The 19,324-nt window shown below is 69.1% G+C and carries 15 protein-coding genes and 2 pseudogenes; 6 read left to right on the forward strand and 11 right to left on the reverse strand.

Going from position 1 to position 19,324, the window contains the following annotated elements; all coding sequences use genetic code 11:
• A complete protein-coding gene (locus tag ACQ858_RS22585; protein WP_431274739.1) occupies positions 1-1,803 on the reverse strand; it encodes an NAD(P)/FAD-dependent oxidoreductase in 1,803 nt (600 codons plus the stop codon).
• A gap of 190 nt (positions 1,804-1,993) precedes the next feature.
• Here ACQ858_RS22585 and ACQ858_RS22590 point away from each other — a divergent pair, with 190 nt between their 5' ends.
• On the forward strand, positions 1,994-6,331 hold the full coding sequence (locus ACQ858_RS22590; RefSeq protein ID WP_431274740.1) for a DEAD/DEAH box helicase: 4,338 nt from the start codon (positions 1,994-1,996) through the stop codon (positions 6,329-6,331).
• 87 nt (positions 6,332-6,418) lie between these two features.
• Positions 6,419-7,429 carry an aldo/keto reductase gene (locus ACQ858_RS22595; RefSeq protein ID WP_431274741.1) on the forward strand — a complete coding sequence of 337 codons (1,011 nt, stop codon included), beginning with the start codon at positions 6,419-6,421 and terminating at the stop codon, positions 7,427-7,429.
• A gap of 116 nt (positions 7,430-7,545) precedes the next feature.
• Here ACQ858_RS22595 and ACQ858_RS22600 read toward each other — a convergent pair whose 3' ends face one another.
• Positions 7,546-8,547, reverse strand: coding sequence for a bile acid:sodium symporter family protein (locus ACQ858_RS22600; RefSeq protein WP_431274742.1), 1,002 nt, complete (start codon positions 8,545-8,547; stop codon positions 7,546-7,548).
• Positions 8,548-8,618: 71 nt separating this feature from the next.
• Between ACQ858_RS22600 and ACQ858_RS22605 the strand changes: the two genes are divergently transcribed.
• Positions 8,619-9,509 carry a LysR family transcriptional regulator gene (locus ACQ858_RS22605; RefSeq protein WP_431274743.1) on the forward strand — a complete coding sequence of 297 codons (891 nt, stop codon included), beginning with the start codon at positions 8,619-8,621 and terminating at the stop codon, positions 9,507-9,509.
• A 6-nt stretch (positions 9,510-9,515) separates the two neighbouring features.
• Here ACQ858_RS22605 and ACQ858_RS22610 read toward each other — a convergent pair whose 3' ends face one another.
• A complete protein-coding gene (locus ACQ858_RS22610) occupies positions 9,516-10,586 on the reverse strand; it encodes a pirin family protein (RefSeq protein ID WP_431274744.1) in 1,071 nt (356 codons plus the stop codon).
• A 136-nt stretch (positions 10,587-10,722) separates the two neighbouring features.
• On the reverse strand, positions 10,723-11,202 hold the full coding sequence (locus tag ACQ858_RS22615) for an FKBP-type peptidyl-prolyl cis-trans isomerase (protein WP_431274745.1): 480 nt from the start codon (positions 11,200-11,202) through the stop codon (positions 10,723-10,725).
• Between the two features lie 134 nt (positions 11,203-11,336).
• On the opposite strand from ACQ858_RS22615, the gene ACQ858_RS22620 reads away from it, so the two are divergent.
• Positions 11,337-12,632 (forward strand): Nramp family divalent metal transporter, encoded by a 1,296-nt coding sequence (locus ACQ858_RS22620; RefSeq protein WP_431274746.1) that lies wholly within the window; start codon positions 11,337-11,339, stop codon positions 12,630-12,632.
• A 491-nt stretch (positions 12,633-13,123) separates the two neighbouring features.
• Positions 13,124-15,030 (forward strand): annotated as a pseudogene (locus tag ACQ858_RS22625) (ATP-dependent DNA helicase).
• Here ACQ858_RS22625 and ACQ858_RS22630 read toward each other — a convergent pair.
• The 3 genes from ACQ858_RS22630 to ACQ858_RS22640 form a co-directional block, all read right to left on the reverse strand.
• A complete protein-coding gene (locus ACQ858_RS22630) occupies positions 14,971-15,741 on the reverse strand; it encodes an SGNH/GDSL hydrolase family protein (protein ID WP_431274747.1) in 771 nt (256 codons plus the stop codon). The pseudogene ACQ858_RS22625 and the gene ACQ858_RS22630 overlap by 60 nt on opposite strands.
• Before the next feature lie 155 nt (positions 15,742-15,896).
• Entirely contained in the window at positions 15,897-16,082 is a 186-nt protein-coding gene (locus ACQ858_RS22635; protein ID WP_431274748.1) for a hypothetical protein, read from the reverse strand.
• 62 nt (positions 16,083-16,144) lie between these two features.
• Positions 16,145-16,318: a hypothetical protein gene (locus ACQ858_RS22640; RefSeq protein ID WP_431274749.1), complete on the reverse strand. Its 174-nt coding sequence runs from the start codon at positions 16,316-16,318 to the stop codon at positions 16,145-16,147.
• A 249-nt stretch (positions 16,319-16,567) separates the two neighbouring features.
• Here ACQ858_RS22640 and ACQ858_RS22645 point away from each other — a divergent pair, with 249 nt between their 5' ends.
• Positions 16,568-16,702 carry a hypothetical protein gene (locus ACQ858_RS22645; RefSeq protein ID WP_431274750.1) on the forward strand — a complete coding sequence of 45 codons (135 nt, stop codon included), beginning with the start codon at positions 16,568-16,570 and terminating at the stop codon, positions 16,700-16,702.
• Here the strand turns inward: ACQ858_RS22645 and ACQ858_RS22650 are convergent.
• The 4 genes and pseudogenes from ACQ858_RS22650 to infA all read right to left on the reverse strand — a co-directional run bounded on the left by ACQ858_RS22650 (position 16,703) and on the right by infA (position 19,013).
• Positions 16,703-17,034 (reverse strand): annotated as a pseudogene (locus ACQ858_RS22650) (hypothetical protein). It lies immediately after the preceding gene.
• Between the two features lie 97 nt (positions 17,035-17,131).
• Positions 17,132-17,302 carry a hypothetical protein gene (locus tag ACQ858_RS22655; RefSeq protein ID WP_431274751.1) on the reverse strand — a complete coding sequence of 57 codons (171 nt, stop codon included), beginning with the start codon at positions 17,300-17,302 and terminating at the stop codon, positions 17,132-17,134.
• 36 nt (positions 17,303-17,338) lie between these two features.
• The gene (gene dbpA, locus ACQ858_RS22660; RefSeq protein WP_431274752.1) at positions 17,339-18,739 is read right to left on the reverse strand and encodes an ATP-dependent RNA helicase DbpA; all 1,401 of its coding nucleotides are present in this window, start codon (positions 18,737-18,739) and stop codon (positions 17,339-17,341) included.
• Between the two features lie 7 nt (positions 18,740-18,746).
• A complete protein-coding gene (gene infA, locus ACQ858_RS22665) occupies positions 18,747-19,013 on the reverse strand; it encodes a translation initiation factor IF-1 (RefSeq protein WP_184530795.1) in 267 nt (88 codons plus the stop codon).
• Between the last annotated feature and the right edge of the window lie 311 nt (positions 19,014-19,324).

Genomic DNA, 19,324 nt, shown 5'->3' on the forward strand with positions numbered 1-19,324 from the left:
TTAACGCGTGTGATAGCTCGGCGCCAGCTCGTACACCGGCGTCGGAATGCCCTCCATGCGCGCCTTGAGCTGCAGCGCCAGGAACTGCGAGTAGTGACGCGACTGGTGCAGGTTGCCGCCGTGGAACCAGAGCTGCGGCACCTGCGTCGGCTTCCACATGTTGCGCAGCTCGCCTTCCCACGGACCCGGGTCCTTGGGCGTGTCCGAGCCCAGTCCCCAGACCTTGCCCACCTTGTCGGCCACTTGGGGCGAGATGAGGTCGGCGAGCCAGCCGTTCATCGAACCGTAGCCGGTGGCGTAGACGATCAGGTCCGCCGGCAGCTCGGTGCCGTCGCTCAGCGTGACCGAGCGCGGATTGATCCGCTCGATCGTCACACCGCTTCTGAGCTTGATGCTCCCGTTGGCCACCAGCTCCGATGCACCCACGTCGATGTAGTAGCCCGAGCCGCGCCGCAGGTACTTCATGAAGAGGCCCGAGCCGTCCACGCCGAAATCCAGCAGGAAGCCGGCCTTCTCGAGGCGCGAATAGAGGTCGGCGTCGCGCTTCTTCATCTCGTCGTACACCGGCACCTGCAGCGGCGCCATGATCTTGTAGGGGATCGAGGCGAAGATCAGGTCGGCCTTGTCGGTGGTCACGCCGGCTTTCACCGCCGCTTCGGAATAGAGGCCGCCGAGCGCGAGCTCCATCAGCGAATCCGAAGGCGCGATGTGCGTCGAGCTGCGCTGGATCATCGTGACGTCCGCGCCGTTCTCCCACAGCGCAGCGCAGATGTCGTGCGCCGAGTTGTTCGAGCCGAGAACCACGCATTTCTTGCCACGCCGGGCCTCGGGGCCGGGGTGCGCGCTGGAATGGTGCTGTTCGCCTTCGAAGGTTTCCGCGCCGGGGATCTTCGGCACGTTCGGATAGCCCGAGACACCGAGCGCGAACACGAGCTGCTTGGGCCGCAGCGTGATCTCCCTGCCCTCGCGCTCGACCGTGACCACCCATTCCTTCTTCGCCTCGTCGAAGCGCGCCTTCTTCGCGGTGGTCGAGCCCCAGTAGTTGAGCTCCATCACCTTCGTGTACATCTCCAGCCAGTCGCCGATCTTGTCCTTGGGCGAGAACACCGGCCAGTCGTCCGGAAACGGCAAGTACGGCAGATGGTCGTACCACACCGGGTCGTGCAGACACAGGCTCTTGTAGCGCTTTCGCCAGGAGTCCCCGGGCCGCGCGTTCTTCTCGACGATGAGGGTCGGCACCCCGAGCCGCCGCAGCCGCGCGCCGAGCGCGATGCCGCCCTGCCCGCCGCCGACGATCACGACGTAGGGCTGCTCGGTGAAGCCGAGTGTCCTGGATTCATCGTCGCGCTTTTCGAGCCAGGTCCTGCGATGCGTATCGACACCGTGCTCGGCGCCCTTGATGCGGCGCTCGCCCTTCTTCTCCTCGAAGCCCTTGAGCTCCGTCATCGTGGTGAGCAGCGTCCACGCCTTGCCGCCCCGAAGCCGCAGATGCCCGCGTCCGCGCGCGACGGCGGTCTCGAAGGTGAACCACGCCTCGACGATGCCACCGGCCTCGGTCGCGTCGCCTTCGACCGCAAATCCCGATGGCTTGGTATCGGCAAGGCGCGCATTCAGCATCGCGCGTATCGCTTCCGGGCCTTCCTGCGTGCGGATGTTCCAGGTGAAGGCGACGAGGTCGCGCCAGTAACTGTCGGCATCGAACAGCGCCACGGCAGCGTCGATGTCCTGCCGTTCGAGCGCGGTGTTGAAATCGGCCAGCCAGGCGCTGGCGATCTGCGTCGGATGCGCGGACAGATCGGTCATCTGTTGTCTCCTGCGTTGTGCCCGCCCTGTAGGCGGGGAGGGGCGGGCGGCAACCCTACGCCGTTCGCGCACGGACGTCAAACGTCGCCGGCCGCGTCGCCGCGGGGTGACGGGATGTCGGGCGTAGCGAGATGTATCGACGGGCCCGGGTGCCTTGACATCGGTGTCGCGGGCCTGATCTCATCGTTTCGTGCGCCACGACTTCCACCCCGCCGTCGCCAACTGGTTCAGCGCGACCTTCGCGGGCCCGACAGAGGCCCAGGCCGCCGCCCGGCCGGCGATCGCTGCCGGGCGCCACACGCTGGTCGCCGCGCCGACCGGTTCCGGCAAGACGCTGACCGCGTTCCTCGCCGCGCTGGATGGCCTCGTGCGGCAAGGCCTCGCGCCCGAGGGCCTCGCCGACGAGACGACGGTGCTCTACGTGTCGCCCCTGAAGGCGCTCTCGAACGACATCGGCCTCAACCTCAAGGCACCGCTCGCGGGCATCCGCCGCGAACTCGCGAAGCTGCATCTGCCCGACGTCGAGATCCGCACCGCGGTGCGCACCGGCGACACGCCGAGCAAGGAGCGACAGCAGGCCCTGCGCCAGCCGCCGCACATCCTCGTGAGCACGCCGGAGTCGATCTACGTGCTGCTCGGCTCGGCATCGGGCCGCAAGATGCTGTCGACGGTGCGCACCGTGATCGTCGACGAGATCCACGCCGTGGTCGCGAGCAAGCGCGGCAGTCACCTCGCGCTCTCGCTCGAACGGCTGCAGGCCAACTGCACGGGGCCGCTGACGCGCATCGGCGTGTCGGCGACGCAGAAGCCGATCGACGAGATCGCACGCTTCCTCGTCGGTGCGGATGCGGTGGAAGACGGCGTCGCCGACTGCGAGATCGTCGACATCGGCTATGCCAAAGAGCGCGACCTCGCGCTCGAACTGCCGCCGACGCCGCTCGCGGCCGTGATGTCGACCGAACAGTGGGAGCAGGTCTACGCGCGCGTCGCCGCGCTGGTGCGCGAGCACCGGACCACGCTGGTGTTCGTCAACACGCGCCGCATGGCCGAACGCGCGGCGCGGCATCTGGGCGAGATTCTCGGCAAGGAGGTGGTGGCCGCGCACCACGGAAGCCTCGCGAAGGAGGCGCGGCTCGATGCGGAGCAGCGGCTCAAGCGCGGCGATCTCAAGGTGCTGGTCGCGACCGCCTCGCTGGAACTGGGTCTCGACATCGGCGATGTCGATCTGGTGTGCCAGCTCGGCTCGCCGCGCTCGATCGCGACCTTCCTGCAGCGCGCCGGACGATCGGGCCACGCGGTGGGCGGCGTGCCGAAGGCGCGGCTCTTTGCGCAGTCGTGCGATGAACTCGTGGAGTGCGCGGCGCTGCTCGACTGCGTGCGGCGCGGCGAGCTCGATGCGCTGCATGTGCAGCCGGCGCCGCTCGATGTGCTCGCGCAGCAGATCGTCGCGGAGACCGCGGGCCGCGAATGGAACGAGGACGAACTCTTCGCCCTGGTGCGGCGCGCGTGGCCCTACGCCCAGCTCACGCGCGACAGCTACGCCAGCGTGGTGCGCATGCTGGCCGACGGCTTCGCCACCCGGCAGGGACAACGCGCGAGCTACGTGCATCGCGATGCGGTGCACCACCGCCTGCGCGAGCGGCGCGGCGCGCGCCTCACCGCGCTGACCTCCGGCGGCACCATCCCCGAGACCGGCGACTACACCGTGGTGCTGGAGCCGCAGGCGCAGAAAATCGGCACGGTCAACGAAGACTTTGCGGTCGAGAGCCTCGCGGGCGACATCTTCCAGCTCGGCAACGCGAGCTATCGCATCCTGCGCATCGAGCCGGGGCGCGTGCGGGTGGAGGACGCGCTCGGGGCGCCGCCGAACATCCCCTTCTGGCTCGGCGAGGCGCCGGGCCGGACCGACGAGGTGTCCTTCGGCGTGTCGCGCCTGCGCGGCGAAGTGGCGGACATGCTGCACGCGAAGGGCATGGATGCCACGCTGGACTGGCTGGTCCGCACGCTCGGCATGGATGCGGCCGCCGCGCGGCAGATCGCGGACCACCTCGCGCGTGCGGCGCATGTGCTCGGCGCATTGCCCACGCAGGAGCGCATCGTGATGGAGCGCTTCTTCGACGAATCCGGCGGCATGCAGCTGGTCATCCATTCGCCCTACGGCAGCCGGCTCAACCGTGCATGGGGGCTGGCGCTGCGCAAGCGCTTCTGCCGCCAATTCAACTTCGAGCTGCAGGCCGCGGCGACCGAGGACGCGATCGTGCTCTCGCTCTCGACGAGCCACAGTTTTCCGCTCGAGGAGGTCGGGCGCTACCTGCATTCCGCCACCGCGCTCGACGTGCTGATCCAGGCGCTGCTCGATGCGCCGCTCTTCAATGTGCGCTGGCGCTGGAACGCGACCACCTCGCTGGCGTTGCCGCGTTTCGTGGGCGGGCGCAAGGTCGCGCCGCAGTTGCAGCGCATGCGATCGGAGGACCTGCTCGCCTCGGTGTTCCCCGATCAGGTCGCGTGCGCTGAGAACCTCACCGGCGCGCGCGAGATCCCCGACCACCCGCTGGTCGCGCAGACGCTGCAGGACTGCCTCTACGACGCGATGGATGCCGAAGGCTGGCTGCGGCTGCTGCGTCGCCTGGAATCGGGCGAAGTGCAGATCGTGGCGCGCGACCTGCCCGCGCCCTCGCCGCTCGCGGCCGAAGCGCTCAATGCGCGGCCCTATGCCTTTCTCGACGATGCGCCGCTCGAAGAGCGCCGCACGCAGGCGGTGCAGAGCCGCCGCTATGTCGACCCGGAAGGCGCCGACGACCTCGGGCGCCTCGATCAGGAAGCGATCGACAGCGTGCGCGAAGAGGCATGGCCGCGCGTGCGCGGCGTCGACGAGATGCACGAGGCGCTGAATGGGCTCGGCGTCATCACCGACGCGGAAGCATCGGCGAACGCGGACTGGCCGGCGTGGCTCGGCGCGCTTGCGCAAGCGGGGCGCACGACCCGCCTGTCGATGCCCGCCGGCGACGGCCTCTGGGTGGTGGCTGAGCGCCTCGCGCAGATCGCGATGCTGTACCCGGAGGCTTCGATGCAGCCTCGCATCGATACACCGGCCGAGTACGCGCAGGTGGACGGCGGCGCGGACGATGCGTTGCGCGAACTGCTGCGCTCGCGCTTGACCGGCCTGGGGCCGATGACTGCGTCCGCACTCGCGGCGCAGCTCCAGCTTCCCCAGAGGCGTATCGATTCGGCCCTCTCCGCACTGCAGAGCGAGGGCTACGTGCTGCAAGGCCGCTTCACGCCGGGCACCGAAGCGATCGAGTGGTGCGAGCGGCATCTGCTGGCCCGCATCCACCGCTACACGCTCAAGCGTCTGCGGCGCGAGATCGAGCCGGTCGAGCCGCGCGACTTCGCGCGCTTTCTTTTCGAGTGGCAGCACGTCGCATCGGAGAGCCGGGTCAGCGGCCCCGATGCGCTCGCCGGCATCCTGGCGCAACTCGAAGGCTACGAAGCCCCTGCCGCGAGCTGGGAGCCCGAGCTGCTGCCCGCACGGGTGAAGGACTACACGCCGGCCTGGCTCGACGACCTGTGCACGGCGGGCCGCACGCTGTGGACACGCCTGCGTCCACCCGCGCACGACGGGCGGCCCGGAGGCGGCGGAGCGTCGCTGCGTTCCACGCCGGTGCTGCTCCTGCCGCGCCGCAGCGCATCGCTGTGGACCGGCCTCGCGCCCGCGCAGGTGGACGATGCGGCGCTCGGCTCGCGTGCGCAGCGCGTCGCGGCTTTCCTGAAGGAGCACGGTGCATCCTTCTTCGACGAGATGCTCCACGGCACGCGGCTGCTTGGCACCGAGCTCGAGGACGCGCTCAGCGAGTTGGTCGTGCGCGGCCGCGCGCACTGCGACAGCTTCGCCGGCTTGCGCGCCCTGCTGATCCCGCCGTCCAAGCGCGCCTCGACGCACGGCCGACGCCGCCGCCGCACCTCGCTCTTCGGCATCGAGGACGCCGGCCGCTGGTCGCTGGTGCGCCAGCGCGCATCTGCGGCGGACGGCATCGCGAGCGACGCGGTCGAGCAGGTCGCACGCATCCTGTTGCGCCGCTACGGCGTCGTGTGCTGGCGTGTGCTGGAGCGGGAGGCGACCTGGCTTCCGCCGTGGCGTGATCTCGTTCGTGCGTATCGCCGGCTCGAGGCACGCGGCGAAATCCGCGGCGGCCGCTTCATCGCCGGCGTGGCCGGCGAGCAGTTCGCGCTGCCGGAGGCCATCGGCCTGATGCGCGAAGTGCGGCGCCGGCCGATGGACGGCCATCTGATCTGCCTGGCGGCCACCGATCCCGCGAACCTGCTCGGCTCTGTCGTGCCCGGACCGAAGGTCGCGCGCGTGCCGGGTTCGCGCGTGGTGTTTCGCGATGGCGTGCCGCTCGCGACCAGCGTGGCCGCGGTCGAAATGCTGGTGGCGCTGACGTCTTCCGAAGCGCAGGCTGTGGCGCGTGCGCTGACCTCGGAGCCGTCCATGCGTTTCGCCGAGCTGGCCGCGCAGGCAGCGGATTGAACCGCTGCCGACGAGGGGCGCGTGTCCGGCACGAAAACGGGCCGCTGTCTATGATCGCCCCCTGCCCAGCGAACGGAGAGTCTTCCCATGAGCATCCCCACCACCCGCCTCGGCCGCACCGGCCTCACCATGTCCCGGCTTGCACTCGGCACGATGACCTTCGGCCTGCAGACCGACGAAGCCGTGTCGCACCAGATCCTCGACCGCGCGACCGACGCCGGCATCAACTTCCTCGACACGGCGGACGTGTACCCGCTCGGCGGGACGTGGGAGACCGCCGGACGCACCGAGGAAATCATCGGCCGCTGGTTGCGCGCGAAGGGCAACAGCCGGCGCAGCGAGTTCATCATCGCGACCAAGGCCGCGAACAAGGTCGGGCCCAACAGCTGGGACCAGGGCAATTCGCGCAAGCACCTGCTGGATGCGATCGATGCATCGCTCAGGCGGCTGCAGACGGACCATGTCGATCTCTACCAGCTGCATCACGACGACCGCGAGACGCCGCTCGACGAGAGCCTCGAGGCGCTCGACGTGATCGTGCGTTCGGGCCGCGCGCGCTACATCGGCGTCTCGAACTTACTTGCGTACCGGTTGGCGCGTGCCATCGGCCGTGCCGAGCTGCACAAGCTCACGCGGCTGGTGTCGGTGCAGCCGCGCTACAGCCTGCTGTTCCGCGAGATCGAACGCGAGCTGCTGCCGCTCGCGGCCGAGGAAGGGCTGGGCGTGATCCCCTACAACCCGCTGGCCGGCGGGCTGCTCACGGGCAAGTACAAGGCCGGCGCGAAGCCGGAGGACAACACGCGCTTCACGCTCGGCACCGCCGGTTCGATGTACCAGGACCGCTACTGGAACGAGCGGTCCTTCGCGACGGTCGCGCAATTGCACCAGCTCGCGGATGAAGCGGGCGTGCCGCTCGCGACGCTCGCGGTGGCATGGGTGATGGCGAATCCGCTGATCACCGCGCCGCTGCTCGGCGCGAGCCGTCCGGAGCAGCTCGACGCGACGATCGCGGCCGCGGACTACGAGCTCGATCCGGCACTGAAGCAGAAGCTGGATGAGTTGACCGCCGAATACCGCAAGGGCGACGCTCCGAGGTAAGAGCTCTCCCCAGCCTCGCCCACTTCGTGTGGCTCTGCACCCCCTCACCGGGGGCAACCCCAGTGGCCCGGCAAAGCCGGTTCCGCGGGGTTTCTGGTTTCAGCGCCGGATCGATCTCAGGCGGGCGTTTTTGCCGGTTGAGCGTTGACCGGCTCCACAGGCCGGCGCGCATAGCGCTGCGCCAGCACCGCGCAGACCATGAGCTGCATCTGGTGGAACAGCATCAGCGGCAGCACGATCGCGCCGACCGCGTGCGAGGCGAAGAGCACCTTCGCCATCGGGATGCCGCTCGCGAGGCTCTTCTTCGAGCCGCAGAACACGATGGTGATCTGGTCGGCCTTGTCGAAACCGAGGGCGCGGCCGGCCCAGGCGGTGATGGCGAGCGCCAGTCCGAGAATCACCGCGCAGACCACGAGCAGGCCGATCAGCGCCGACAGCGGCACCTGCTTCCACAGGCCCTCGATCACCGCGGCGCTGAAGGCGGTGTAGACCACCAGCAGGATCGAGCCGCGATCCACCAGCGTGACCATCGGGGCGCGCTTCCTGATCCAGCCGCCGATCCACGGCCTGAGCAGGTGGCCGGCGACGAAGGGCGCCATCAGTTGCAGCAGGATGCGGCCCACCGCGTCGAGGGACGCGCCGGCCGCACCGTGCTGCACGACGATCAGGTTCACGAGGATGGGCGTGACGAACACGCCGAGCATCGTCGATGCCGAGGCGCTGCACACCGCCGCGGGAATGTTGCCGCGCGCCATCGAGGTGAAGGCGATCGCCGACTGCACCGTGGCCGGCAGTGCGCAGAGGAAGAGCACGCCGGTGTAGAGCTCGGGGGTGACGAGTGGCGTCAGCACCGGCCGGAGCGCGAGCCCGAGCAGCGGAAACATCACGAAGGTGGCCGCGAAGACCAGCACATGCAGCCGCCAGTGCGTGATGCCGCCGAGGATCGCCTCGCGCGAGAGCTTGGCGCCGTGGAGGAAGAACAGCAGGCCGATCGCGACCGTGGTGAGGCGCTCGAAGAAGTGCGCGGCGCCGCCGCTGGCGGGCCAGAGGCTGGCGAGCGTGACGACGACCACCAGGGCGATCGTGAAGTTGTCGGGGAGGTAGCGTGAACGGGCCATGGGTCGCGATTGGACGCGTTTCGGATTCAAAAGAGAAATGGATTTATCTGATAGATCTATGATTCGACTGCATGAACGTCACCCTCCGGCAGCTCCGCGTGTTCCAGGCCGTGGCCGAGGAGCGCAACTTCAGCCGCGCCGGTGACCGCGTCGGGCTCACGCAACCGGCGGTCAGCCGCGCGATCGTCGAGCTCGAATCGCAACTCGGCCTGAAGCTGCTCGACCGCACCACGCGCGAAGTGGTGCTGACCGAGGCGGGCCAGTCGCTCGCGCTGCGGCTCGACCGGGTGCTCGACGAGCTCGACCAGGCGCTGGCCGAAGTGCACGGCATGGCCGGTGCGCGGCGCGGCAAGGTGCGGGTCGCGAGCAGCCCGACCTTGTCGGCCAACCTCATGCCCGCCTGTATCGCCGAGTGCGCGCGGCGCGATCCGGAGATCGAACTGGTGCTGCTCGACCGCATCCAGCAGGACGTGCTCGACAGCGTGCGCGCCGGCGAGGTCGATTTCGGCGTGGTGGTCGAGCCGCCGTCCGCGGACGACCTGCATTGCGAGGCCATCCTCGACGACCCCTTCTGCCTGGTGATGGCGCCCGGCCACCGCCTCGCGGAAAAGGCCTCCGTGCGCTGGCCGATGCTCGACGGCGAGCAGCTGGTGCTTCTCGACTACGCCTCGGGCAGCCGTCGGCTCATCGACGATGCGCTCGCCGCGCACGGTGCGCGCTGCGAGGTACGCCAGCAAGTCGGCCATCCCACCACCGCGTTCCGGATGGTCGAGCAGGGCATCGGCATCAGCGTGATGCCTGCGATGGCCATGCCGCCGAGCGGCCTGCCAGCGCTGGTCGTGCGGCCGCTGCTGCCGAAGATCCGGCGCTCGATCATGCTCGTGCATCGCCGCAACCGCGCGCCCTCGCCGCTCGCGCAGCGCGTGTGGGCGCTGATCCGTGAAGTGGCGGGGCGGCGCTGAAGCGCGTCAGAGGGCGGTCGTCGCCGCGTGGCCCTGCGGCTTCTCTTCCCTGCCGTCCGGATGCCCGGCGAAGCGGGCCGGGTCGCGGCCGTGGACCGGCGCTTCGTCCTTCCACGGCCAGCCGCCGAACTGGGTGCGGCGGTAGTCGGCCATCGCCTGCGCGATCTCCGCGGGCGTGTTCATCACGAAAGGACCGTACTGCGCCACCGGCTCGCCGATCGGCCGGCCCTGCAGCACCAGGAACTCGCTCACTTCGTCGCCGTTCTGCAGCTCCACCGCGAGGTCGGCGCGGACCTCGATCGCGCTGCGGGCGCTGACATCCTGGCCGCCGATGGCTACCGAGCGGCCCTTGAAGAAGTAGAGCGTGCGCCGCGTGCCGTTGCCGGTCGCGGCGGGCAGCGTCCAGCGGGCGCCGGGCGCCGGGCGCAGCGTCCAGATCGCGACGTCGGCATCGGCCTCTGCGGCCCATGAATCCGGCGGCGGCGCGAGCGGCCCGCCCGCGCCGGGTGCGCCCTCGACGGGGCCGACCTTGCCCGCGATGCAGGCGACCTCGGTCGTGCGGCCCTCGGCGTCGGTGGCGGTGAAGCGCGGCACGTCCTCGGACCAGAACATCGTGAAATGCGGCTTCGCCATCTTGTTGCGCGCGGGCAGGTTGAGCCAGATCTGGAACAGCTCCAGCGGGTTCGGCGCCGCGGCATCGAGCAGCGGGAACATCTCCGAATGCACGATGCCCTTGCCGGCCGTGAGCCACTGTACGTCGCCGCCACCGAAGCGCGCGGCCGCGCCGAGCGAGTCCGAATGGTCGATCAGGCCCCGGCGCACGATCGTCACCGTCTCGAAGCCGCGGTGCGGATGGCCCGGGAAGCCCGGGACGGTGGCGCCGTGGTACATGCTCCAGCCGTCCTTGCGGCTGAAGTCCTGGCCGATGTCGCGACCGGCGAGCGGCGCGTCCGGGCCCATCTGCGCATTGCCGCGCGGATAGGCGTCGTCGTGATAGGCGCAGAAAAGAAAGGGGTCGATCGTCTCCCACGGGAATCCGAGGGCCTTGATCTGGACGATGGGGCTGGGGGTGGTCATTGCGCTGACTTCCTGAGAGTGGTGCCCCGTCCGGTCCGACACGGGCAATGCTCGGGATATGGGGTCGTCGCGCCGCCGCGAAAGGGCTGTCCGCGAGACACTCTGGTCGCGCTGGCGCAACGCTGCGTCCGCGCGGTCAGTGATGGTGCCCGTGTTCGCCGTGCACGTGGCGATGGGCGATTTCCTCTTCCGTCGCGGCGCGCACGCCGGTCACCGTCATGCTGAACTTGAGCGCCTTGCCGGCGAGCGGATGGTTGCCGTCGAGGATCACCTGCGGGCCCTTGATCTTCACCACGTTGAAGATCTGCGGCTCGCCCTGGTCGTTGCGGCCTTCGAGCTGGCCGCCGACCTTCACGCCGGGCGGGAAGTCGCTCTTGGCGATCGTCCGCACCAGTGATTCGTCACGCGCGCCGAAGGCATCTTCGGGCTGCAGGCTGAGTGTGGCCTGGAAGCCGACTTCCTTGCCGTCCAGTGCCGCCTCGATCTTCGGGAAGGTGTTCTCGTAGCCCCCATGCAGATAGACCATGGGATTGCGGCCCTCGTCGATCAGCTTCTGGGTGGTGGCGTCGGACACCTTGTAACGCAGGGTGACGACTGAATCTTTCTGGATCTTCATGGTTGGGTCGGATGGCTTGCTGCTTGTAGACGGCCGGCAGCATAAAGGAAGCCGCCGCCGCGTGCGGGGCCTTGGTGCGGCTCGAGGGCGATGTCCTGCATACTGCCGCTCCTGCGATCGACCCGAAGCCGCCCATGAACACGCCCTCGACCCGAGCAACCGCCGACACCCGCGCCGCCGACGAGCGCTGGTGGTCCGAGCTCGGGCCGGGCCTGATCACCGGCGCCGCCGACGACGACCCGAGCGGCATCGCGACCTATTCGCAGGCCGGCGCGCAGTTCGGCTATGCGCTGGGCTGGACCGTGGTGCTGACCTATCCGCTGATGGTGGGCATCCAGTTCGCCAGCGCGCGCATCGGCCGCGTGACCGGACGGAACCTCACCGAAACTTTCACGCGCTTCTGCCCCAACTGGATCGTGGCGAGCCTCGTCGTGCTGCTGCTGGTCGCGAACGTCATCAACCTCGCGGCGGACCTCAACGCGATGGGCCACGCGACCGCGCTGGTGCTGCCGGGCCATCCGGCCTGGTATGCGGCGGGCTTCGGCATCGTCTCGCTGCTGCTGCAGGTATTCGTGCCATACAACCAGTACGTGCGCGTTCTCAAGTGGCTGACGCTGTCGCTGCTGGCCTACGTCGGGGTGGTGCTCGCCGTCGATGTCGACTGGGTGGCCGCGGCGCGGGGCATCTATGCGCCGCAGATCCAATGGAGCCGGGAGTTCGTCACCATGGTGGTCGCCGTCCTCGGCACCACCATCAGCCCCTATCTGTTCTTCTGGCAGGCCTCGCAGGAAGTGGAGGAGATCCGGCGCGTTCCCGAAGACAAGCCGCTGCGTCGCGCGCCCGAGCAGATCCGTCGGCAGTTGCGGCGGCTGCGCGTGGACACCGTGGCCGGGATGGGCTTCTCGAACCTCATCGCCTTCTTCATCATCACGGCCACCGCCGCGACCCTGCACACGCACGGGCAGACCCAGATCGAGACCACCGCGCAGGCCGCCGCCGCGCTGCGGCCCATCGCGGGCGATGCGGCCTTCGTGCTCTTCGCGCTGGGCGTCGTCGGCACCGGCATGCTCGCGCTGCCCGTGCTCGCCGGGTCCGCCGCCGATGCGGTCGCGAGCTACTTCCGCGTGCGCCGGGGACTGAATCTCACGCTCTCGCAGGGCCGCAGCTTCTACGGCATCCTCGCGGCCGCGATGGCGCTCGGCATCGCGGTGAGCCTCTCGGGGCTCGATCCGATCGCCGCACTCGTGGGTGCGGCCGTGATCAACGCGGTCATCTCCGTGCCGGTGATGGTCGCGGTGATGATCGCCGCCTCCAGCCCCAGGGTGATGGTCGGCATCGTGCTTTCGCGCAAATTGAAGGTGCTCGGCTGGCTCGCCACCGCGGCCATGGCGGCCGCTTCGCTCGCCTTGCTGGCGACTGCGATCCTGTAGGCCCCACGGGCCAATCGGAAGCATCGCGCTGTATATTCATCCAGCGCGATGCCCCCTCCTGCCCCGATCCCTCTGCCGCCGAAGGCCCGGCCACGGCACCCACCGTCTCGGTGAAGACGCTGTGCGCCTTCGCCGCGAAGGCGGGCGACCTCGACCTGCGCTTCGTGCCGGCGCCGAGCGCGCAGGAAGGCCAGGGCGGTCATCGCCTGGTGCAGAACCGCCGGGGTCCCGCTTATGAAAGCGAGATCATCCTTTCGGGGCAGTTCGAGCGACTCAACGTGCGCGGGCGCGCCGATGGCTACGACCCGCATCGCAAGCGCGTCGAGGAGATCAAGACCTTCCGGGGCGAGTTCGCCGCCATCAAGTCCAACCACCGCGCGCTGCACTGGGCGCAGGCGAAGACCTATGCGTGGATGCTGTGCGAACGCGACGGCCTCCAGCGCATGGGCGTGGCCCTGGTCTATCTGGACCTCGACACCGAGGAAGAAACGGTGCTCGAGGAGACCTGCACGCGCGACGAACTGCGCGAGCACTTCGAGACCTTGTGCGGCCGTTTTCTCGCCTGGGCCGAGCAGGAGGCGAGTCACCGGACGGACATCGACGAGGCGCTCGCCGCGCTCGCCTTCCCCCACGGCGAATTCCGGCCCGGCCAGCGCGATCTCGCCGAAGCGGTGTACCGCGCCGCCGCCTCGGATCGCTGCCTGCTGGCGCAGGCGCCGACCGGCATCGGCAAGACGGTGGCGACACTCTTTCCGCTGCTCAAGGCCGGGCCCACGCAGAAGCTCGACAAGATCTTCTTCCTCACCGCCAAGACCTCGGGCCGTGCCGTGGCGCTCGATGCGCTGCGCACGCTCGACCGCGAAGGCGCACCGCTGCGCGTGCTCGAGCTCGCCGCACGCGAGAAAGCCTGCGAGCACCCCGGCCGCGCCTGCAACGGCGAAGCCTGCCCGCTGGCACGCGGCTTCTACGACCGCCTGCCGGCCGCACGCGGCGAGGCCGTGCAATCCGGCTGGCTCGATCGCATCGAACTGCGGCGCATCGCGCTGCAGCACGCAGTCTGCCCCTACTACCTCGCGCAGGAGCTCGTCCGCTGGAGCGACGTGGTCGTCGGCGACTACAACTACTACTTCGACGGCAGCGCCTTCCTCTACGCGCTGACGAAAGAGGAAGACTGGCGCGTCGCCCTGCTCGTCGACGAGGCGCACAACCTGCTCGACCGTGCGCGCGGGATGTATTCGGCCGAGCTGGCCTCGGCGGCGATCGATGGCGTGGAGCAGAAGGCGCCGGTGCCGATCCGCAAGGCGCTGCGCAACCTCGACCGCGAATGGCGGCTGCTGCAGCGCGAGCAGGTCGCGGCCTACGAGGCGCGCGACGAGATCCCCGAGTCCTTCGCGCGTGCGCTGCTGGATGCGGTGGCGGTCATGGCCGAGCATTTCACCGCTCATCCCGACGAGCCGCTCGGCCCGCTCCAGCAGTGCTTCTTCGATGTGCTGCGGTTCGCGCGGTTGACCGATTCCTTCGCGCGGCATTCGGTCTTCGAATGCACGCTGGGCGCGGACGGCGCCCGCATGCTTGTCATCCGCAACCTCGTTCCGGCGCCCTTCCTGACGGGCCGCTTCGGCGCCTGCGCATCGGCCACCTGCTTCTCGGGCACGCTCGCGCCCTTCTCGTTCTACCGCGACACGCTCGGGCTGCCCGACGACACCGCGACGCTCGACGTGGGCTCGCCCTTCCGCAGCGAGCAGCTCACGGTGCGCGTCGCCATGGACGTGTCGACGCGTTTTCGCGACCGGCCCCGCTCGCTCACGACGCTCGTGGACATCATCGCGGACCGGTTCGCGCAATGTCCGGGCAACTACCGGCCTTCTTCAGCAGCTTCGATTACCTCGCGGACGCATCGGCCGCCTTCGCGGACCGGCATCCCGACGTGCCGACCTGGGCGCAGTCGCGCGGCATGCGCGAGGCGGACCGGGACGCCTTCCTCGCGCGCTTCATGCCGGGCGGCCGGGGCATCGGCTTCGCGGTGCTCGGCGGCGCGTTCGGCGAAGGGATCGACCTGCCGGGCGACCGCCTCGTCGGCGCGTTCGTCGCGAGCCTCGGCCTGCCGCAGCACAACGAGCCCAACGAGGTCATGCGCGAGCGCATGGACGCGCTCTTCGGCGACGGCTACGAATACACCTACGTCTACCCCGGGCTGCAGAAGGTCGTGCAGGCGGCCGGCCGCGTCATCCGCACCGAGACGGACGCGGGCGTCCTCTACCTGCTCGACGACCGCTTCGCGCGGCAGGAGATCCGCGAACTGCTGCCGGCGTGGTGGCGCGTGCAGCCGATGTTCGCGTCAGAAGTCGGCGCCGCGCCGCGCGGCAGTCCGCCCGATCTTGCGCAGCCTGGCCGATAGCTGGACCTGCGTTTCGAGCTCGCGTTGCCACAGCTCGTAGCCCGCGTCGCTGGGGTGCAGGCCGTCCCTCGCGTTCATCAGGCGGGGATGGCGCGCGAAGGGGTCGTCCTCGGGCTCCTGGTACAGCGAGACGCAGAGCGCGCCGTTGGCCTGCGCGACTTCCGAGACGATCGCGTGCAGCCGGCGCGAGCGGTAGGCCACCCACCAGTTCCAGGGCGGCAGGAACGGCCGCGCATTGCCGAGGTTGCCCGGCGGCATGAACACCACCAGCCCGGCGCGCACCCGGGCGCGCTGCGCGACCCGCTCCACGGCGTGGCGCAGGTCGGCGAGGCCGGTCATGCGGATCGCGTCGTTGCCGCCACCGAGGACCAGCACCGCGTCGAACGGCTCGTCGCCGTCGAGTTGCGCCAGGAAGTCCTCGAAACGCGCGTCGGGCCGCGCGTGGTTGACCACCGTGAGTGAAGGATTCGCTCGCGCGAGGAGGCCCGGCAGGCTCGATTCCGGATCGCTCGCGCCGGCGCCGGTGGCGATGCTGTCGCCGATCACCAGCAGGCGCGACCCCTCGGCCTGCGCGAGCCGGTCGTAGGAATGGCTCCGGCCGGCCAGTTTCGCCGAGCCTGCGAGCCGGAGGGCCGCATAGCCCGCCGTCCCGGCCGCCAGCCCGGCCAGCACCGACAACCCTGTCAAAGCCGCAATGTGTGCGCGTTTCACGCTTGCTCCTTCGTTTTCGTTTCGAATCGTAAAGGTAGCCGGATCGCGCGGACGCAGGAACCGGCCGAAAGGCCAGCCGCATGTGTCATGCAAGCGCTTGCTGACGTACTCCGGGCCAGGCCGGACCTCGGCACGGCGCGCGCCAGCGCGCCCTCTCAGTCGGCGTTCGCTTCGCCGCGTTTGAGGACCTCGCAGAGCTGGAGCTCGATGCGAAACAGGCGCTCGTTGAGGATGGCGGTCTGGAGCCGCAGCGCCTCGATGATCGCGCCGGTCTGTGGATCGGGGGCGTTGGTCGACAGCTCCTGCAGCTCGTGCAGCTTGTTGCGCAGTTCATTGCTCATGGCGGGCCTCCGTGGGGCAATGGTGTTGATCCTAGAGCCATGGACCGATTGAGCAAGTGTCTTCAGCCGTGCGGCATCGGCTGCAAGGTCTTCAGGTACAGGAACAGCGCTCGCACGTCGGTGTCGCTCACCTCGCGCAGCGAGCCGAAGGGCATCACCTTCACCGCCGTGCCGTCCGGCCGGTCGCCGGTCTTGAACAGCCTTGCGAAGGCTTCCGCATCGGGGTAGCGCGTCATCGCGGTGCCCTCTCCCGGTGTGAGATTCGCTGCGGGCGGCCAGTCGGGCGGACCCCCGCGGCATCGTCGCGGAAAGGGACGCCTTTCACCGCGACATCGACCTTTTGCTGTATCCGAGCGCGACCGATCTGGTCGCCGGCGAAGATCGCGGCCACCGCCAAAGCGATCAGCAGGGCGAGCGTGATGGCAATACGCCGGAGCTTTGGCGACGGATCAATAGCACCTTTGCCAGAGGCCCTGGCCGAAAGTGTGTGGCGCCACCGCCTCGGCCTGCTCAAGCGCGAGCGCACCCGGGTGCAGCTGGGGCAGGCGGCGATCCGGAAGGAAGACGTCGCGCGTGGTGTCGCCAAACAGGTGGTGCATCGGCCGCTGCCCGCAGCTTAGCTAGGCGGCCTCCGGCGGCGACTCGCCGTCGAACGACGGGCTGCGCCAGTTCAGCAGCTCGGCGAGACGCCGCGTGACCCACTGCGCCTCCGCGGGCGAAAGACCGGAGCCCGATGCGGCGAGGCCGGCGTGGATCTTCGCGAGGATCTCTTCCTCGGACGGGACTTCGACGTGGTGCAGCGTCAGCGCCTGCTGCACCGGTGGTTGGCCAGGTCCTCGCAGACCTCGTAGCGCTCGCGCACCACCGCGATCGGTTCGGCGAGACGCTGCCGCCGGTCGGTGTAGAGCGCGAAGAACGAAGGCGGAATGTCGATCTGGTAGTCGTCGGACATGTGCTGCGAGAGCTCCAATGAAAAACGCGCCCGAAAGGCGCGTTCTGCGATGTTCAGCGAGGCAAGGCGCACGCGATGCACCGGCCCCGGTGAAGCGTCAGCCGCCCTTCTTGGCGCGCTTGCCGGGGTTCTTCTTGCTGCGGGTCGCGGTGCCGCGCTCGAGGCTCACCTTCTGGCCGCCACCCATCTTGGGCAGGCTGTAGCCGGGCATCGGAATGGGCTTGGGGGTCGCCTTGCGATCGGCTTCGGTGCGGATTTTGTTGGACATGGAAAGCTCTGGTTGATGAGAAAGCGAAAAGCGTAATTAGGCCACATCCTCGAGCAGCCGCACCTTGACGGACTTGCCCTTGACGCGGCCGGCGGAGAGCCTGCGCACGGCCTCGCGCGCGATGCGCCGGTCGACCGCCACGTAGGTGGAGAAATCGTTGACGTTGATCTTGCCGACCTGCTCGCGGGTGAAGCCGGCCTCGCCGGTGAGCGCGCCCAGCACGTCGCCGGCGCGGATCTTCTCCTTGCGGCCGCCCGTGATCTGCAGCGTGGCCATGGGCGGCTGCAGGGGCGCTGCGTCGGCGCCAACGGTGAGTTCGGCCAGCGGGTGCCAGTCGGATTCGCGGCCCTGCAACTGCTCGATTTTTCCGACGCTGCCCATCTCGTCCATGCTCGCAAGGCTGAGCGCGAGCCCTTCCGCATCGCCCCGGCCGGTGCGGCCGACGCGGTGGATGTGGACCTCGGGGTCGGGCGTGACGTCGACGTTGATCACCGCTTCGAGCTGCGCGATGTCGAGGCCCCGCGCCGCGACGTCGGTGGCCACCAGCACCGAGCAGCTCCGGTTGGCGAACTGCACGAGCACCTGGTCGCGCTCGCGCTGGTCGAGTTCGCCGAACAGCGCCAGTGCGCTGAAACCCTGCGCCTGGAGCACCTGCACGAGATCGCGGCACTGCTGCTTGGTGTTGCAGAAGGCCAGTGTGCTGAGGGGACGGAAATGGCTGAGCAGCAGGCTCACCGCGTGCAGGCGTTCATCGTCGCGCACTTCGTACCAGTACTGCCGGATCTTGCCGGCCTCGTGCTGGGTCTGCACCGTGATCTGCTGCGGGCTCTTCATGAACTGCGCGGCGAGCCGTTCGATGCCTTCAGGGTAGGTGGCCGAGAACAGCAGCGTCTGGCGCTCCGGAGGACATTGCCGCACGACCTTGGCGATGTCGTCGAAGAAGCCCATGTCGAGCATGCGATCGGCTTCGTCGAGCACCAGCGTGTTGAGCGCTTCGAGATCGAGGCTGCCTCGCTCGAGGTGGTCCATGACGCGGCCCGGCGTGCCGACCACGATGTGCGCGCCGTGCTCGAGGCTGGCCAGCTGCCCACGCAGCGCGACACCACCGCAGAGCGTGACCACCTTGATGTTCTCCGCGGCCCGCGCAAGGCGGCGGATTTCCGTCGTGACCTGGTCGGCGAGTTCGCGCGTCGGGCACAGCACCAGGGCCTGGACCGCGAAGCGGCGCGGATTGAGATTGGCCAGCAACGCAAGCCCGAAAGCGGCCGTCTTGCCGCTGCCCGTCCTGGCCTGGGCGATGAGATCCTTGCCGAGCAGCGCCGCCGGCAGGCTGGCCGCCTGGATCGGCGTCATCTGCGTGTAGCCGAGCTGCTCGAGGTTCGCCAGCGTTTGCGGCGAAAGCGGGAGCTGCGCGAAGTCGGCGGCCGGACCGGTCACTGCGGGATCAGCGGCGTTGCGGATTGTTGCCACCCACCGGCGGAGGACCACGGCGTTCAAGGTGACGGAACGTGATGCGGCCCTTCGTCAGGTCGTAGGGCGAGAGCTCGAGCGAGACCTTGTCGCCGGCCAGGATGCGGATGTGGTGCTTGCGCATCTTGCCGCCGCTGTAGGCGATCAGTTGATGGCCGTTGTCGAGGGTCACGCGATAGCGGGAATCGGGCAGCACTTCGGTGACTGCGCCGTTCATTTCGATCAGTTCTTCCTTTGGCATGAATTACCTTTGAATGGTTGTCGTGATTGGATAGAAAAAACGGTCGGCCGGTTCAAGCGCGGCCCGGCCGGGGCCATGCGCCCACCGAAGCGGACAAAGCGCCGTTCGCTTCAGCAAGCTACGAAGGCAGTGTGCGGGTTTCGAACCGGTTATGGACCTGCCGGCGACCTGACGAAATGCTTCGTCCGGGCATCGAAACGAACCCGCCATTCTACTCGACTGGCACAACTGTTGCTTTTCGGCGCTGCTTCCGGGCGAGCGCTTCCTCGCTTGCGGGTCACGCGCCGGCGGCGCACCATGGGGAACCATCG

Origin of the sequence: Variovorax ureilyticus, assembly GCF_050632185.1 — a bacterium.
GTDB classification, from domain to species: Bacteria; Pseudomonadota; Gammaproteobacteria; order Burkholderiales; family Burkholderiaceae_C; genus Variovorax; species Variovorax ureilyticus_A.

Excerpts from the sequence above, each read along its gene's own strand:
- ACQ858_RS22655 (WP_431274751.1), bottom strand. The coding sequence starts at position 17,302 with ATGTCCAACAAAATCCGCACCGAAGCCGATCGCAAGGCGACCCCCAAG.
- ACQ858_RS22595 (WP_431274741.1), top strand. The coding sequence starts at position 6,419 with ATGAGCATCCCCACCACCCGCCTCGGCCGCACCGGCCTCACCATGTCC.
- ACQ858_RS22635 (WP_431274748.1), bottom strand. The coding sequence starts at position 16,082 with ATGAGCAATGAACTGCGCAACAAGCTGCACGAGCTGCAGGAGCTGTCG.
- ACQ858_RS22605 (WP_431274743.1), top strand. The coding sequence starts at position 8,619 with ATGAACGTCACCCTCCGGCAGCTCCGCGTGTTCCAGGCCGTGGCCGAG.
- ACQ858_RS22600 (WP_431274742.1), bottom strand. The coding sequence starts at position 8,547 with ATGGCCCGTTCACGCTACCTCCCCGACAACTTCACGATCGCCCTGGTG.
- ACQ858_RS22585 (WP_431274739.1), bottom strand. The coding sequence starts at position 1,803 with ATGACCGATCTGTCCGCGCATCCGACGCAGATCGCCAGCGCCTGGCTG.
- ACQ858_RS22640 (WP_431274749.1), bottom strand. The coding sequence starts at position 16,318 with ATGACGCGCTACCCCGATGCGGAAGCCTTCGCAAGGCTGTTCAAGACC.
- infA (WP_184530795.1), bottom strand. The coding sequence starts at position 19,013 with ATGCCAAAGGAAGAACTGATCGAAATGAACGGCGCAGTCACCGAAGTG.
- ACQ858_RS22610 (WP_431274744.1), bottom strand. The coding sequence starts at position 10,586 with ATGACCACCCCCAGCCCCATCGTCCAGATCAAGGCCCTCGGATTCCCG.
- ACQ858_RS22615 (WP_431274745.1), bottom strand. The coding sequence starts at position 11,202 with ATGAAGATCCAGAAAGATTCAGTCGTCACCCTGCGTTACAAGGTGTCC.
- ACQ858_RS22620 (WP_431274746.1), top strand. The coding sequence starts at position 11,337 with ATGAACACGCCCTCGACCCGAGCAACCGCCGACACCCGCGCCGCCGAC.